Annotated in this window: 13 protein-coding genes; 7 read left to right on the forward strand and 6 right to left on the reverse strand. The window is 71.1% G+C overall.

Annotated elements, in window-relative coordinates:
• Positions 1-53: 53 nt before the first annotated feature.
• A complete protein-coding gene (locus QI554_RS28240) occupies positions 54-647 on the reverse strand; it encodes a TetR/AcrR family transcriptional regulator (RefSeq protein ID WP_281473633.1) in 594 nt (197 codons plus the stop codon).
• Between the two features lie 129 nt (positions 648-776).
• Between QI554_RS28240 and QI554_RS28245 the strand changes: the two genes are divergently transcribed.
• The 7 genes from QI554_RS28245 (at position 777) to QI554_RS28275 (ending at position 9,172) form a co-directional block, all read left to right on the forward strand.
• A complete protein-coding gene (locus tag QI554_RS28245; protein ID WP_281473635.1) occupies positions 777-1,823 on the forward strand; it encodes an AraC-like ligand-binding domain-containing protein in 1,047 nt (348 codons plus the stop codon).
• 213 nt (positions 1,824-2,036) lie between these two features.
• The gene (gene recQ, locus QI554_RS28250) at positions 2,037-3,962 is read left to right on the forward strand and encodes a DNA helicase RecQ (RefSeq protein WP_281473730.1); all 1,926 of its coding nucleotides are present in this window, start codon (positions 2,037-2,039) and stop codon (positions 3,960-3,962) included.
• A gap of 670 nt (positions 3,963-4,632) precedes the next feature.
• On the forward strand, positions 4,633-6,228 hold the full coding sequence (locus QI554_RS28255; RefSeq protein WP_281473637.1) for an ATP-binding protein: 1,596 nt from the start codon (positions 4,633-4,635) through the stop codon (positions 6,226-6,228).
• On the forward strand, positions 6,228-6,638 hold the full coding sequence (locus QI554_RS28260) for a roadblock/LC7 domain-containing protein (RefSeq protein ID WP_281473639.1): 411 nt from the start codon (positions 6,228-6,230) through the stop codon (positions 6,636-6,638). The genes QI554_RS28255 and QI554_RS28260 overlap by 1 nt, the downstream gene beginning before the upstream one ends.
• Positions 6,635-6,997, forward strand: a complete 363-nt coding sequence (locus QI554_RS28265; protein WP_281473641.1) for a DUF742 domain-containing protein — start codon at positions 6,635-6,637, stop codon at positions 6,995-6,997. The genes QI554_RS28260 and QI554_RS28265 overlap by 4 nt, the downstream gene beginning before the upstream one ends.
• Positions 6,978-7,607, forward strand: coding sequence for a GTP-binding protein (locus tag QI554_RS28270; RefSeq protein ID WP_281473644.1), 630 nt, complete (start codon positions 6,978-6,980; stop codon positions 7,605-7,607). The genes QI554_RS28265 and QI554_RS28270 overlap by 20 nt, the downstream gene beginning before the upstream one ends.
• Positions 7,604-9,172 carry a cytochrome P450 gene (locus tag QI554_RS28275; RefSeq protein WP_281473646.1) on the forward strand — a complete coding sequence of 523 codons (1,569 nt, stop codon included), beginning with the start codon at positions 7,604-7,606 and terminating at the stop codon, positions 9,170-9,172. The genes QI554_RS28270 and QI554_RS28275 overlap by 4 nt, the downstream gene beginning before the upstream one ends.
• An 88-nt stretch (positions 9,173-9,260) precedes the next feature.
• Here QI554_RS28275 and QI554_RS28280 read toward each other — a convergent pair whose 3' ends face one another.
• The 5 genes from QI554_RS28280 to boxB all read right to left on the reverse strand — a co-directional run bounded on the left by QI554_RS28280 (position 9,261) and on the right by boxB (position 15,985).
• Entirely contained in the window at positions 9,261-10,652 is a 1,392-nt protein-coding gene (locus tag QI554_RS28280) for a cytochrome P450 (protein WP_281473648.1), read from the reverse strand.
• A 70-nt stretch (positions 10,653-10,722) separates the two neighbouring features.
• Positions 10,723-11,775 carry a selina-4(15),7(11)-diene synthase gene (locus QI554_RS28285; RefSeq protein WP_281473651.1) on the reverse strand — a complete coding sequence of 351 codons (1,053 nt, stop codon included), beginning with the start codon at positions 11,773-11,775 and terminating at the stop codon, positions 10,723-10,725.
• Positions 11,776-12,009: 234 nt separating this feature from the next.
• Positions 12,010-12,882 carry an amidohydrolase family protein gene (locus tag QI554_RS28290; RefSeq protein WP_281473653.1) on the reverse strand — a complete coding sequence of 291 codons (873 nt, stop codon included), beginning with the start codon at positions 12,880-12,882 and terminating at the stop codon, positions 12,010-12,012.
• 5 nt (positions 12,883-12,887) lie between these two features.
• A complete protein-coding gene (locus QI554_RS28295) occupies positions 12,888-14,483 on the reverse strand; it encodes a benzoate-CoA ligase family protein (protein ID WP_281473655.1) in 1,596 nt (531 codons plus the stop codon).
• 86 nt (positions 14,484-14,569) lie between these two features.
• Positions 14,570-15,985, reverse strand: coding sequence for a benzoyl-CoA 2,3-epoxidase subunit BoxB (boxB, locus tag QI554_RS28300; RefSeq protein ID WP_281473656.1), 1,416 nt, complete (start codon positions 15,983-15,985; stop codon positions 14,570-14,572).
• Positions 15,986-15,988 lie beyond the last annotated feature (3 nt).

The following is a 15,988-nucleotide window of genomic DNA, read 5'->3' on the forward strand; positions in this document are numbered from 1 at the left end:
TGACCTGTTGATGATCTGTCGGCCTCCGAGCGGCCTCACGGGTTGATGATCTGTCAGCCTCCGAGCAACGTCACGAACTGCTCGGCCGTCGCGTCGAGCAGCGCCTCCGCCGTCCGTTCGTCGCCCAGCACCAGGTACTGCAGCGTCAGCCCGTCGATCATCGCCGCGAGCAGATGCGCGAGAACGGTCATCGGCACCCGCGGCTCGATCTCGCAGACCGCGCAGACCTGTTCGAGAAGGGCGGCCCCCGAGGCCACGTACTGCTCGTACTGCGCTTGCGCCAGATGCTCGAACCCCTGCTTGCGCAGGGCGTGTTGGGTGAGCTCGTACGTCAGCATGTGCTCGGCCGGGTGGGCCGTCACATGCTCCCAGTACGTGCCGAGGGCGCCCCGGACCGTCTCGCGCAGCGTCGCCTTCGGCTCGACGTGCGCACTCACATCGGCGACGAACGTGTCGGTGATCGACGTGATCACGGCCTCCAGCAGGGCCTGCTTGGAGTCGAAGCAGTAGTGGAAGACGCTCAGCGAGACCCCGGCCTCCGCGCATATCGACCGCGTCGTCGTCCGGGCCACACCGTCCCTGGCCATCGCCCGCACCGCCGCCTCGACCAGCTGCCGGCGCCGTTCGGCCGACGGCATCCGCGCCATGGTTCCTCCTCGTATCGGCTGCACCGGGGCCGACAGGGTAACGGCAGTGCCCCGCGGTCCCAGGCGCGTCACCGGACGGGCCTCGCACACCAACTGCGCCGGGGCCTCCGTTTGGTGCACGATTTGCCCATGTCCGTTGTCGATGCCACCGCCATCTCGGCGATCGATCCCGCAGGCCCGGTCTCGCGGATCAGCACCGATCCGCTGCCCGCCGCCGATCGGTTGGCGTGGTGGGGCGACATGGTGGACGAGACGGTGGTGTCGGTGAGCATCCGCTGCCCGGCGGGCAACGGGTTCCGCGGTGTCGCGGAAGCCGTGCGCTTCGCCGACACCGAGGTCACGACGTTCTCCTTCTCGCCGATGAGCGCCAAACGCTCCCCGCTGCAGGTTCGCCGCCGCGACCCGGAGGCCTACTACCTCGTCGTCGTCCGCAGCGGTGTGTTCCGGCTGGAGCAGCAGCGCCGGGTCGCCTGCGTTCCGGCGGGAGACATGGTGCTGTTCTCCACCTCGCACCCCCTGTCTTGCGAATTCTTCGAGGTGAACGGGCCGGTCGAACTGACCCTGCTCCGCCTGAACCGCACCATGTTGCCCCTGGCCGCCGCCGGGCACGCGGACAAACTGCTGGGCGAAGGCATATCCGGCGGAACCGGGTCGGCGGCGTTGCTCGGCGGCTTCCTCACCGGCCTGCCGTCCGCCGCCGACGGGTGCAGCGCGACCGAGTTGGCCCGGCTCGACGCCATCGGCTCGGACCTCGCGGCGACGGTCCTCGCGGCCCGTCTGGACCGGCTGCGCGACGTCCCCGCCGAATCCCGTACCACCGTCCTGCGCACGCGCGTCAATGCGTTCATCGACCACCACGTCGCCGACCCGGAACTGCGTCCGGCGACGATCGCGGCCGCCCACCACATCTCCGTGCGGACCCTGCACGCGTTGTTCCTCGACCAGCCGGAGACCGTCGCCGCCGAGATCCGCCGCCGCCGTCTGGAACGCTGCCGCGACGACCTGGCCGACCCGGCCCTCGGCCACCGCACGATCGGTGAGATCGCCGCGCGCTGGGGTTTCCGCAGCCTCGGCGACTTCAGCCGCGCCTTCCGCCGCGCGTACGACTGCGCCCCGAGCGACATCCGCCCCCGGCGTGACCGGGAAGCTCAGCCGGCACCCCGCAAGGCCACATAGCCACCGCGAACGCGATCACGGCGGCGCACGGAATGTGCAAGATCCCCGCGCTGGATGCCAACGACACCCGCCCCCGGCCGCGGCACAGTAGACCCCGGCAGATGGCTGGAAGCGCGCGGTCCGCGCCGTCCCGGATCGAATGGGGCGGGCCGCGCGCATCCTCCTCTGTGGTCCGGGGGAGCGGGTGGGACTCTTTAGACTGCATTGGTGAGCATGCTCGAGGGGGACCCCAGGGACAGTGACGCGCGGCGGACGTTGCAGCGGGTGTTTGGGTATGACTCGTTTCGGGGCGAGCAGCAGGAGATCATCGAGCACGTTGTTGCCGGTGGCGATGCGCTGGTCTTGATGCCTACTGGTGGCGGTAAGTCGCTGTGCTACCAGATCCCGGCGTTGGTTCGGGAGGGTGTGGGCGTTGTCATCTCGCCGCTGATCGCGCTCATGCAGGACCAGGTGGACGCGCTGACGGCGCTGGGGGTGCGGGCGGGGTTCCTCAACTCGACGCAGGGGATTGAGGAGCGGCGGCGGGTCGAGGGGGCGTTCCTGGCGGGGGAGCTGGACATGCTCTACCTGGCGCCGGAGCGGCTGCGGCTTGATGCGACGGTGCGGCTGCTGGACCGGGGCGCCATCTCGCTCTTCGCGATCGATGAGGCGCACTGTGTGGCGCAGTGGGGGCACGACTTCCGGCCCGACTACCTCATGTTGTCCGAGCTGCACGAGCGGTGGCCGAAGGTGCCGCGCGTTGCGCTGACCGCGACGGCGACGCCGGCGACGCATGAGGAGATCGCGGCGCGGCTGAATCTGGAGCAGGCGCGGCACTTCGTGGCCAGCTTTGACCGGCCCAATATCCAGTACCGGATCGTGCCGAAGCAGGATCCGAAGAAGCAGTTGTTGCAACTGGTGAACAGCGAGCACGCGGGCGATGCGGGCATCGTGTACTGCCTGTCGCGTGCGTCGGTGGAGAAGACCGCCGAGTTCTTGGTCGCGAACGGGATCACGGCGCTGCCGTATCACGCGGGTCTCGATGCCCGTACCCGCGAAGCGAACCAGGCGCGGTTCCTGCGCGAGGACGGCGTCGTGATGGTGGCGACGATCGCGTTCGGCATGGGGATCGACAAGCCCGACGTGCGGTTCGTGGCGCACCTGGACCTGCCCAAGTCGGTCGAGGGCTACTACCAGGAGACCGGTCGCGCGGGGCGTGACGGGCTGCCGTCCACGGCGTGGCTGGCGTACGGGCTGCAGGACGTCGTCCAGCAGCGCAAGATGATCGACGACTCCGAGGGGGACGCGGCGCACCGCCGCCGGCTCGGGGCGCACCTGGACGCGATGCTCGCGCTGTGCGAGACGGTCGAGTGCCGCCGGGTGCAGCTGCTCGCCTACTTCGGGCAGGCGGGCAAGCCGTGCGGGAACTGCGACACCTGCCTGACGCCGCCGGCGTCGTGGGACGGCACGGTCGCCGCGCAGAAGCTGCTGTCGACGGTGTGGCGGCTGGCCAACGAGCGGCGGCAGAAGTTCGGCGCGGGGCAGGTCATCGACATCCTGCGCGGCAAGAAGACCGCCAAGGTCATCCAGTTCGACCACGACACGCTGAGCGTCTTCGGGGTCGGTGCGGACCTGGACGACAACGCGTGGCGAAGCGTGATCCGGCAGTTGCTCGCGCAGCGGCTGGTCTCGGTGGAGGGCGACTACGGCACGCTCGTCCTGACGGACGAGAGCGGCGAGGTGCTCGGCGGCCGCCGCCAGGTCATGCTGCGGCGCGAGCCCGAGCGGGCCCGCGCGAAGTCGGGTGACGCGTCGGGCTCCGGGAAGTCGCGGCGGGCCGCGCCGGTCGACCTGCCCGAGGGCGCGCTGCCGGTGTTCGAGCTGCTGCGCGCGTGGCGGGGCGCGACGGCGAAGGAGCAGGGCGTGCCCGCGTACGTCATCTTCCACGACGCGACGCTGCGCGAGATCGCCGCGACCGCGCCGTCGACGCTGGCGGAGCTGTCCGCGATCAGCGGCGTCGGCGAGAACAAGCTGGCGAAGTACGGCCAGCAGATCCTGGACACGCTCGCGGGGAAGGACCCGTCCGACGCCCAGCCGCCCGAGGACCTGCCTTTCGGGGACGAACCGTTCGACGAACCGCCGTTCGAAGACGAGCCCTAGGCACACAAAGGCGTTGAAGGAAAACTCCTTCACATGGCGTTCGTCACGTACCCGAGCAAGACGGGTTGGTGGGCGGCGATTTCGGTTCTGCCGGACGTGAGGCCGGTGACCGGTGGCGCGATCGGTGTGTCCGGGGTGTCGTGCGACCTGTAGGTGGGGGATTATCCGGCCTCGCGTGCGGCGGTTTGTCGACTGACCGGCTTCTCCGTGTCCTGTGATGTGTCGGAAGTCGTCGACTAACCGTCTTTCCGGGGGTTTTGGGACGTCTTTCGGCACGCACGACGTCGAACGGGTGTGGCATGCGCATGGATTCGCCAACCAACGCCAGGCGCCGGGCTGATAATCCCTCCGCGTGAAACCGCTATGCTCCGGGAGGCCCTGTGACGTGCGGCGACGACTGCCAGTGGTTGCGCACTGCCGGGGCACCACCGACCGCAGAGATGGGGCGATAGGGCCGCCGTACACCACGACTGCGGCGTGCGTGACGGGGGTCTGCTCCGCCGTGTGCCTTGCCGGTCGCGGCGGTTGACGCGCGGCGCCTGGGCGCCGGCTCGGATCGGACACGTCGCGGGCGCCACACCGTTCGCCGAGAGCCACCAGCGCATCGGTGTCGGACGGCACTCCTGGACGCGACGGCGTATCCCATCGCCCCGTCCGCACGATTTCGAGGATGTCCATGGTACGAGTCGGGTCGCCACCCGATCCCCCACGCCCCGCCGCCGGTGTCGCCTGGCTGCTTCCGGCGGTCTTCTCGCTCGCCTGTTCGGTGGCCGCCGTGGTCATGGTGGACGCCGACGTGCGCGTGCCGCTCGGCGTAGGCCTTGCCGTCGCCACCGTCGCCGTCGCCGCGGCCTGCGCGGAGGCGTCCCGTCGCGGCCGTCGCATACGTGGGCTGCGTGCCCAGCGCGACGCCGCCGTGGCCGAGCAGCACAGCCAGCGTGACGCCGAGGCGGCCGCCCTGCGGCGCCGGCTGGCGGCGCAGGAGGCCGCGCTGCTGCAACTGACCGAGGAAATGCTCCCCAAGACGATCCTGCGTCTCCAGCAGGGCGAGTCCGCCCGGGAGATCGTCCACGAACTCGGTGGATCACCCGACATCAGCCCCGAGTTCGCCGCCGCGCAGCGCACCGTGCTGCGTTCGGTCGCCGAGGCGGTCGAGGCCGAGGAGGGCATGCGCGACTCCGCGCAACGGGCGTTCGTCAACATCGCCCGGCGCGTCCAGGCGATCGTCCACCAGCAGGCCACCGACCTGCGCGAGATGGAAGAGCGGCACGGCGCCACTCCCGACGTCTTCGGCGACCTGCTGCGCCTGGACCACGGCACCGCGCTGATCGGACGCCTCGCGGACAGCATCGCGGTGCTCGGCGGCGCCCGCCCCGGCCGCCAGTGGCAGAACAACGTGGCGCTGTATAGCGTGCTGCGCGGCGCGATCTCCCGTATCACCGACTACCCGCGCGTCGAACTGGCGTCGGTCGCCGAAGTGGCGGTCGTCGGCTCGTCGGTCGAACCGCTCATCCACGCCCTGGCGGAGCTGCTCGACAACGCCACGCGGTACTCGCCGCCCAAGACGCTCGTCCGGGTCACCGCGAGCGAGGTGCAGTCCGGCGTCGCCATCGAGATCGAGGACGGCGGCATCGGCCTGGCCGAGGAGGCGCGCCGCCGTGTCGAGCGCCTGCTCGAAGAGGCGTCCGCCGGCCTGGACCTGACCGACCTCGGCGAGTCGCCGCGACTCGGCCTGGCCGTCGTGGGCCGGCTGGCCCAGCAGCAGGGGTTCCGCGTGTCGCTGCGCCCGTCGGCGTACGGCGGTGTCCGCGCGATCCTCATCGTCCCCACCGAACTGCTGACCAGCGCCCCGATCTCCGTGGTCACCGGCGCGGCGCCCGGCCTCGACGCGCTGCCCGCGGCCCGTACCCGGACCCTGTCGTCCGGCACGACCCGAGGAGCAGCCTCGCCGAAAGACGACGAGCCGATGGAACGCACCCCGAACGGGCTGCCGCAGCGGCGCCGGAGGACGTCGGCCGGCCCGCCCCGTTTGGCATCGGTTCCGCCCAGCCCCCGGACACCGGCGGGCACGGGCCCGGCGACGGCGTCCGCCCCCGCCGGGCAGCGCGGAACGGACACCGCCGACGCGCCCGAACCGGGCCTGTGGCTGGCAGCGTTCCAGGACGCAGTCTCCGGTGAGTCCCCCGGGTCCGGGACCGCGGACAGCCGCGGGCAGCACCCGGACTCGCCCCCGCAGAACACGCCTGCGAAAGAAGGTGAGCGGTGATGCAGAAACGGGCCGATCTGGACTGGATCCTCAAGGACCTCGCGGACGGGGTCCCGCAGACCCGGCATGTGGTGGTGCTGTCCGCGGACGGGCTGTGCATCGCCCAGCACGGCTGCGACGAGGACACCGCCGACCGTATCGCCGCGGCGTGCGCGGGCCTGCAGAGCCTGTCGCGGGCCATCGCGAAGGAACTGCCGCACGGCGACGGGCGCATGCGCCTGGTCGTCATCGAGATCAACGGCGGGTTCTTCTACCTGATGGCCGCCGGTGTCGGGGCGTACCTCGCCGTGCTGGCGGACGAGGGCGTGGACGCCGGGCTGATGGGCCAGCGCATGCGCGACCTGGTCGCCCGTATCGGGGAGCATCTCAGCAGCCCACCGCGGGTCGCCCCCGCCGGGCGGGCCACATGAGTGGACCGCGGCGACTGGACTGGGACGAGGGATCCCCTGAGCGGCTGTACGTCCTGACGGGCGGCCGCAGCGGCTCGACCGCGCGGGAGCCCCTCGACCTGGTCACCCTGATCGTGTCGCGGTCGGCTCCGGATCCGGGCCTGCAGCCCGAGCACGCCGCGATCGTGCGGATGTGCGAATACCCGCTGTCCGTGGCGGAGATCTCCGCCTACCTGGCGTTACCGGCAAGTGTGGTCATGGTGCTCCTGAGCGATCTGCTCTCCCAGCGGCGGGTGGAGGCCCGGCCGCCGATCCCCGCCGCGTCCCTCCCCGACGCGGTGCTGCTCGAGGCGGTGATGCATGGACTACGCAAGCTCTGACCCCGGAAACGTCCCCGGTCCGCGGCCGCAGGACACCCTGCCGGAGACGGCCAGCACCGCCGTCAAGATCGTCATCGTGGGCGGCTTCGGCGTAGGCAAGACCACGATGGTCGGCTCGGTCAGTGAGATCCGGCCGCTGACCACCGAGGAGACCATGACCCGGGCGGGCGAGGGAATCGACCTCGTCACCGGCATAGAGGACAAGACCGAGACCACGGTCGCGATGGACTTCGGCCGCATCAGCCTCAACGAGCGGCTGGTCCTCTACCTGTTCGGCACACCGGGCCAGGAGCGGTTCTGGTTCCTGTGGAACGGGCTGTTCGACGGGGCCCTGGGCGCGGTGGTCCTCGTCGACACGCGACGCCTCGAGGTCAGCTTCGACGTGATCGGCCGCCTGGAGGAACGCGGTATGCCGTTCGTCGTCGCGGTCAACGCCTTCCCCGGGGCGCCCCGGCACGACCTGGACGAGCTGCGGCAGGCGCTGGACCTGCCGGACTGGGTCCCGATGGTCGACTGCGACGCCCGCAGCCGCGCCTCCAGCCGCGATGTCCTGCTCGAACTCACGAGTTACCTGCACGCGATGACGCTCGCAGATGCGGAGAGACGATGAACAGCACCACTGCCGACGGCGGATCCGCGGAAGGGTCCCAGGCACTCGTACCGCCGCCCGGCTGCCCCGCGCACGCCGGATCCGACGCGTACGGTCCGGGCGGCCTCGCCCGGATCTACGGTGAAGCGCACCGCACCGACCCCATGGGCCTGTTCGAGCGGCTGCGAGCCGAACACGGCGCGGTGGCGCCGGTCCTGATGGAGGGTGACCTGCCCGCGTGGCTGGTGCTGGGTTACCGAGAGAACCTGGAAGTGGCCAGGTCCGCCAGCCGGTTCACCCGTGACTCGCGCCTGTGGAAGTCGCAGCTGGACGGCGACGTCGCCGAGGACTCGCCGCTGCTGCCGCTGGTCGGCTGGCAGCCGCTGTGCGTGTTCGTCGACGGCACCGAGCACGAGCGGCTGCGCGCGGCGGTCACCGACGGCGTCGAGGGCCTGGACCGGCGCGGCATGCGCCGGCACATCACGCGCTTCGCGGACCAGCTCATCGACGCGTTCTGCGCCGACGGCGAGGCCGACCTGATGGCCGACTACGCCGAGAAGCTGCCGATGCTCGTGATGACCCAGCTGTACGGCATGCCCGAAGAGTACGGCCCCCGCCTCGTCGACGCCACGCTGGACCTGACCCGCGCCACCGCCACCGCGTTCGAGAGCAACGAGATCGTGGTGGAGGCCCTCCGGGCGCACGTGACCAAGCTGCGCGAGTCCCCGGGCGTCGACTTCGCGTCCTCGCTCATGCAGCACACCGCGGGGATGACCGACGAGGAGGTCGTCCAGCACCTGCGGCTGATCATGGTGTCGGCGCACATCAACATCACCATCCTGATCGGCAACACCCTGCGGATGATGGTGACCGACCACCGGTTCCGTGCGTCGCTGGCGGGCGCGCGCATGACGCTCCCGGACGCGCTGGAGCAGATCCTGTGGGACGAGCCGTCCACGATCGTGTGCCCGGCCCGCTGGGCCACGGGGGACACCGAGTTGGCCGGCAAGTCGATCAAGGCCGGCGACATGCTCCTGCTGGGGCTGGCCGCGGGCAACGTCGACCCCGACATCCGCCCGGACCTGGCCGCGCCGATGCACGGCAACCGCTCGCACCTGGCGTTCAGCGGCGGCCCGCACGAGTGCCCGGGCCAGGACATCGGCCGCGCGATCACGGAGACCGCGGTCGACGTGCTCATCGGGCGGCTGCCGGACATCATGCTCGCGATCGAGGAGAAGGAGCTGACCTGGGCCGCGTCCTGGCTGTCCCGGCAACTCATCTCGCTGCCGGTCAGGTTCACGCCCACGGCGGCCGCGACGCAGCAGCCCCGGAAGACGGACCCGAACACCGCGGTGGCGCAGCCCGCGGCGTCCGAACCGTCGGCCGAACGGTCCGAGGACGAGGCCGCCGCGCGGGAGCCCCGGCGACCCGAGGCCGAGGCCTCCGCGGCCGGCGGAGCTCTCGCCGTCGGCCAGGAAGCGGCCGTCGTGGCGGAGCCCGCCGCTCCGGCTCCGACCCCGGCCCCGCAGCGCGCGTCGTTCGGCGCCCGCGTCGCGGGCTGGTTCGGCCTGCGTCGCAGGAAGTAGCGCCGGAGCCCCGCACAACGCACCGGGCCGCGGAACCCCGAGGGTTCCGCGGCCCGGTGCCGCTTTTCACGCCTGGACGACGAGGCTCCTACGCTCCCGAGCGGGCCGCCGTCTCCTGAGGCACGGCGTCGGCCGCCGCGGGCAGGGTCCGCCGGAACGGCACCATGGGCATCTGGTCGCAGTGCGCCACCGCTGCGGTGACCTCGCGGACGCGGACGCCCTCGACCGGCACGAGCTTCCAGCGCGACAGCAGCGTGGCGAGCCCGATCGTCATCTCCATGCGCGCGAACGTGTCGCCTATGCACTTGCGTGCGCCCGCCCCGAACGGGATGAACGCCTCGCGGGGCCGCCCGTCGCTGTTCTCCGGCGCCCACCGGTCGGGGTCGAAGCGCAGGGGGTCGGGGTAGAGCCGGCGGTCCCGGTGCAGCGCGTACAGGCTGAAGCCGATCTCGGTGCCGGCCGGGAGGGTGACGCCGCCGAGTTCGACGGGTTCGATCGCGCGCCGCATCAGCAGCGGGAGGGCGTGCAGGCGGGCGGTCTCGTCGACGACCTGGGTGAGGAACTTCAACTGCGGTACGTGGTGCGCCTCGACGGGGCCCTGCCCGACCACGGCGTGGACCTCCTCGACGGCCCGCCGTTCCGCCTCGGGGTTGTGGGCCAGTTCGTGGAAGGCCCAGGTGAGGGTCGCCGCGGCGGTCTCGGTGCCGGCGAACAGGATGGTGACCAGTTCGTCGCGGACCTCGGTCTCGGTCAGCGCCTCACCGGTGTCGGCGTCGCGCGCGGCCAGCAGCGACGAGAGGAGGTCGGGCCCGTCGACGCCGCGGTCGCGGGTGGCGGCGACGATGTCGTCGATGATGGCCCGCAGCCGGTGCGAGGCCGCGTCGAACTGCCGGTTGGCCCGCAGCGGGAGGTGGTCCACCACGGTCGGCTGCACGGCGCGGACCAGGCCGTACTTGATGAGGACGGGCACGTCCTCGCGGATGGCCTCGGCCGTGGCCTTGTCGATCGACGACGAGAACAGCGTGTCGGACAGCGCGTTGACGGAGTAGTGGTACAGCTCCTGGTCGAGGGCGACGACGCGGCCCTCCTCCCATCCGTCGGACACCGCGCGGGCCCGCAGCGACATGGCCTCGGCGTAGCCGGCGATGCGCGCGCGGTGGAACATCGGCTGCATGAGCCGCCGGTTCCTGCGGTGCGCCTTGGCCTCCGCCGTGGCGAGTCCGTTGCCCAGCAGGACGCGGGCGCGCTCGAAGAACCTCCCCTTGTCGAACGACCCCGCCTTGCCGACCAGCAGGTCGTGGGTCAGCTGCGGCGTGGTGACGAAGTAGAGCGGCAGCGTGCCGAGGTCCACGCGGACGATGTCGCCGGTGTCGGCGAGTTCGGTGAGGAACTCCAGCGGACGGCGCAGCAGCGGTATCGCGTGGCCCACCAGGGGGAGCCGTCCGGGTGCTCGGGGCAGGGAACGCAGGTCACGTGTCATCGCGGTAACTCCTTGTGGTGCGAGCGTTTCGCCGCTCGGTCCGGATCGGTCGTGGTACGTCTCGCACGGTTCACCCGGGCAGGAGGTCCCACCACCACGCGATGCACGGGATCGGCAGCGGTTCGGTGCTCGTGTCACTCGGGGTGTCGTGGAACATCGCCGGGAGGTTCGCGGGGTCCTCCGGCGTGGTGTAGCGCCGGGAGCTGACACCCCAGTCCTGCGCGGCGCGGATGAACGCCGCAAGGCTGTCGATGTACTGGCGCAGCTCGGTGCTCGCGGTGGCGAGCACCTGCTCGCGGATCCGCAGGAACAGGCACGTGACGCGGTCGCGTTGGGCGATGACCGTCGGCAACGCCTGTTCGGGCGTGAGGTTGTCGTGGTACTCGAGCACACGCAGGACGTTCAGGTAGTACTGACCGGCGCGGCTCTCCTTGTGGTACGAGAAGATGTCGTTGTCCCACGTGATGAGGAAGTACGCCATCTCCGCGAGCGCGCGTACCCGGAGGTCGTCGCGTTCGTTCGGCTTCAGCTCGTAGCCGTAGGCGAACTCCATCATGGGCGGGATGACCGAGGTCGCCCCGTCGTAGAGCCGCATGAGCGTGTAGTCGTTGAGGTCCGGGACGGTGCCGAGCGTGCGGTGCGACGCCTCCCACACCACGGACATGAAGTACTCGCGCAGCGCGTCCACCCAGCGGGCGGTCTGAACGGGGCTGGCGTGCACGGCTATCCGCTGCCGCAGGTCCCGCAGCCCCCGCGCGAGCGGGTCGTCGAGCATCATCGGCGCTTCGGGGTTCTGCGCGATCCGGGTCAGCCGCGACAGGACGGCCACCAGTTCCTTGGGGTCCGTTCCGAGGCTGCCCTCTTCGCAGTGGCCGTCGTCGACGCCGAACAGCCACAGGACGAAGTCCGCGACGATGCCGATCGCTTCCTCGCGGCCCTCGGGCAGGATCCGGGCGGCGAAGGTGCCTATCTCGTGGGTGACCAATTTCGTGCGCAGCGCTTCCGAGCCGATCTGGAACTTGTCGGCCCAGTCGATCGTCTGTTTGTCGATGGCTGCATAACGCGGATGCACGGCTGCTTGGAACGGCGAATATATGGGAGGGACGGCCAGTCTCTGCGTCATGTTTCGATCACCTTGGCTAACCTGCGGCTGAGGACGCCCGCGACACTAGCGGAGTTGATCTTGAAGGCGTGATCGGCTTTTGCGGAATCCGAAGTGGGTTTTCGGCCACATCGGCCACTTGCGATCACCCTGATTGCCGTTGATCCCTTCTGTGCGACCGAGATATGACGCTGCGTCAGAAAGTCTGGGGTGCTCGGTCGCCCACCAACTGAAGCACTTCGTCCGCGGGGGCCGCTAGTGCGTGCCGCCCAGACCGTAGACGCGGGCGGCGTTGCCGCCGAGTGCGAGGGCCAGGGTCGTGTCGTCGACGCCGTGCCGGGAGGCGACCTCCGCGAAGGCGCGGGCGTTGGCGGCGGTGCCCGGCATGCCCGGCCAGTCGGTCGCGAAGACGAACTTTTCAGCCAACCGTGCAAAGTTGAACCTGGCGTAGTACTCCGGCAGTTTGCGCGGCGGCAGACCGGACAGCTCGATCCACACGGTGTCGTGGAGCATCGCCAGCGCCGCCGCCGCCTCGTACCACCAGCCGCGGCCGCCGTGCGCGAGGACGACGGTCAGGCCCGGGAAGTCCCGCAGCACGGTGTCCAGCGCGACCGGGTCGGCGTACGCGTTCGTGGAGCCGGGGAAGCTGCTCGTGCCGCAGTGCACCACGACCGGCAGGCCGCGCTCGCGACAGACGGCGTACGCCGGGTACAGCATCGGGTCGGCGCACGAGAACCCGCCGTGCACGGGGTGCAGTTTGAGACCGCACGCGCCGAGGTCGGCCTGCCGCTCGACCTCGGCGTCCAACGGGTAGTGCAGGTGCGGGTTGACGTTCCCGAGGAACCGGAAGCGCTCCGGGTTGTGCTTGACGATCGGCAGCAGGTCCTCGACCGGCTGGATGCCGGTGGCCTTGGGGCTGTACTCGCACAGCAGGACCGCGTGGTCGACGCCCTGCTCGGCGAAGTGCGCGTCGAGCAGGGCGGGAACGACGGTGCCGTCCTCGTCGTACACGGCGGGCCAGTCGTGCGCGTGCCCGAAGTCGTGGGCCCAGCGCAGCCATGCGGGCGCGAGCGTGGGCAACCGCGGGGCGTGCACGTGGGCGTCGACCAGGAGGTGTCCGTCGAGCATGTGGTTCAGTCCTCTTCCGCGTCGTGCGTCGTGCGTGGGGCGTGCTGCTTGAGCCGCACCGCGACCTCCTGCCGCAGTACGTAGCGCTGGAGTTTGCCGGTCGCGGTCGTCGGCAGGACGTCGAAGGCGATGACGTGCCTCGGCCGTTTGAACGCGGCGAGGCCCTCGCGGCAGTAGGCCACCAGCTCGTCGGGTTCGACGGTGTGTCCGGGCGCGGCGACGACACACGCGACCGGCTTCTCCAGGCCGTCGGTGTCGGTCGCGGCGACCACCGCGACCTGGGCGACCGACGGGTGGGTGAGCAGCCGCGCCTCGACCTCGGCGGGCGACACCCAGATCCCGCCCGCCTTGATCATGTCGTTGCCGCGGCCGAGGCAGCGGTAGTAGCCGTCCGCGTCGCGGGAGTAGATGTCGCCGGTCGCGAGCCACTCGCCCTGGAAGACCGCGCGCGTGGTGTCGGTGCGCGCCCAGTAGCCGGTGGCCAGCGACGGTCCGCGCAGGAACAGGTTGCCGGGCTCGCCGTCGGGCACGTCGCGGCCTTCGGCGTCGCGCAGCCGCAGTTCGTAGCCGGGGACCGCGGTGCCCGTGGTGCCGGGCCGCACCTCGCCGGGCCGGTTGGACAGGAAGATGTGCAGCGCCTCGGTCGAGCCGATGCCGTCCACGATCTCGACGCCGAAGCGCTCCAGGAAGCGCGCGTACAGCTCGGCGGGCAGGGCCTCGCCCGCGGAGACCGCGAAGCGGACCGAGGCGAACGCGTCGCGCGGGACGTCCGGGCTGTGCAGGAGGGCGGCGAAGAAGGTCGGTCCGGCGAAGAACAGCGTGGGCCGGTCGGCGGCCAGCCGGGCGGCGACCCCGGCGGGGGACGGGCGCGCCGGGTCGAGGACGGCGGTGGCGCCGGCGGCGAGCGGGAAGAACGCCGCGTTGCCGAGGCCGTAGGCGAAGAACAGCTTGGCGACCGAGAAGCACCGGTCGTCCGGCGTGGTGCCGAGCACCTGTTCGCCGTACGTCTCGACGACGTGGCGGATGTTGGCGTGCCGGTGCATCGCCGCCTTGGGCGTCCCGGTGGTGCCGGAGGTGTACAGCCACAGCGCGGGGGAGTCGCCGTGCGTCGGGTACGGCTCGGCGTCCTCGCCGTGGTCGAACAGCGACGCCCAGGCGATGCGGGCCACGTGCCCGGGCGGGTCGACGGCCGCGTCGTCGACGACCACGACCCCGGCCAGGTCGGGGGTGTTCCGCACCGCCTCGTCGGCGGCCTCGGCGAACTCCGGGGTCACCAACAGTAGTCGGGCCCGCGAGTCGCGCAGCAGTTCGGCGAGCTCGTGGCCGCGGTACATGGTGGAGACCGGAACCGGGACCGCTCCGGCGCGCATGGCCGCGAGGATGGCGACCAGCAGCTCCGGGCCGTCGGAGGCGAACAGCATGACGCGTTCCTCGGGGCGCAGCCCGTTCGCCCTCAGCCCGGCCGCAACGCGCCGTATCCGATCGCCGAGTTCGCCGTACGTGAGGGTGCCGCGCGGCCCGGCGACCGCGGTGCGGTCCGCGTGCCCCGCACTGATCTGACGGTCCACCAGGTAACTGGCGGCGTTGAACGGCTCTGGCATCGCGGCCCCTTCGGATCGGTTCGGATCGTGCGGAACGCGGGCCGGACGGAGGCCCCGGTGGCTGGGGCGTGTCTGGTGGACACGCCCTAGGCGAGGTGCGCGTACTCGTACTCGAACGGCTGGCCGTTGATGCCCTGCCGCGGCGGGGCGACCCACGAGGCGATGCGGCCCGGCTCGTACACCGGCCGCATGAGCGAGGAGACGAACGCCATGTCGGCGTCGCTCGGCAGCCACGCGTGGCGCCCGGCCTCCCACTGCTCGACGGTGAGGAACTCGCCGGCGGGGGAGAGGTGGCATCCCGCGAAGGCGCCGACCGCGCGGTTGAAGCCGTGGTGCGGGAGCGTGAGCGGAGTGTCGATGCCGTGGTCGGCGAGGATGCGGTTCCAGCGGGTGACGCCGCTGCCGCAGTCGGCCGTGTACTCGGCGCGCAGGTCCTGGTTCAGCGCGACGAGCGCGGGCGTCTCGACCGTCGTGAGCCGGCCGTCGGCGACGGCGTCGACCATGACGTGCCCGTCGGTCAGGACGTGGTCGTCCTTGCGGCGCTCCTCCTGCCAGCGCCCCTTGAGACCGTTGGTGAAGTAGTTGGCGACGTTGGTGGACGTCTCCGAGCCGAACAGGTCGAGCGAGACGCTGTAGTGGAAGTTGAGGTACCGCTGGATGACCGCGAGCGGGATGCCGCCGAACCGGGCGATGTCGTCGGTGTCGTGCTCGCGCATCAGCTCGGCGGTGCGGGTGACCACGCGGTCGATGCCGGTCGTCCCCACCATCATGTGGTGGGCCTCTTCCTTCAGCATGAAGTCGCAGGTGCGCGCCAGCGGGTCGAACGCGCTCTCCTTCAGCGTGCCGAGCTGGTACTTGCCGTCCCGGTCGGTGAAGTAGGTGAACATGTAGAACGCCAGCCAGTCCGGCGTCGGCTCGTTGAACGCGCCCAGGATGCGCGGCGCGTCCTCGCTGCCGGAGTTGCGCAGCAGCAGCGACTCGGCCTCGTCGCGGCCGTCCCGCCCGAAGTAGGCGTGCAGCAGGTACACCATCGCCCAGAGGTGGCGGCCCTCCTCCACGTTGACCTGGAAGAGGTTGCGCAGGTCGTACAGGCTCGGCGCGGTGGCGCCGAGGTGCCGCTGCTGCTCGACCGAGGCGGGCTCGGTGTCGCCCTGAATGACGATCAGCCGCTGCAGGTCCGCGCGGTGTTCGCCGGGTACCTGCTGCCACGCCTTCTCGCCCTTGTGCCGGCCGAACGCGATCGTGCGCTCGGACTGGCGCTCGGACAGGAAGATGCCCCACCGGTACTCCGGCAGCGCGACGTGCCCGAAGTGCGCCCACCCGTCGCGCTGCACCGACACCGCGGTCCGCAGGTACACGTCCGTCGTCGGCAGCGCGGGGCCCATCTCGCCCCACCACGACAGGAACTTCGGCTGCCACGACTCCAACGCCCTCTGCAGCCGCCGGTCGTCGGACAGGTTGACGTTGTTCGGAATCCGCTCGGAGTAGTTGATGGTGCTCATCGC

It is taken from the genome of Yinghuangia seranimata (genome assembly GCF_029953285.1).
Lineage (GTDB): Bacteria > Actinomycetota > Actinomycetes > Streptomycetales > Streptomycetaceae > Yinghuangia > Yinghuangia seranimata.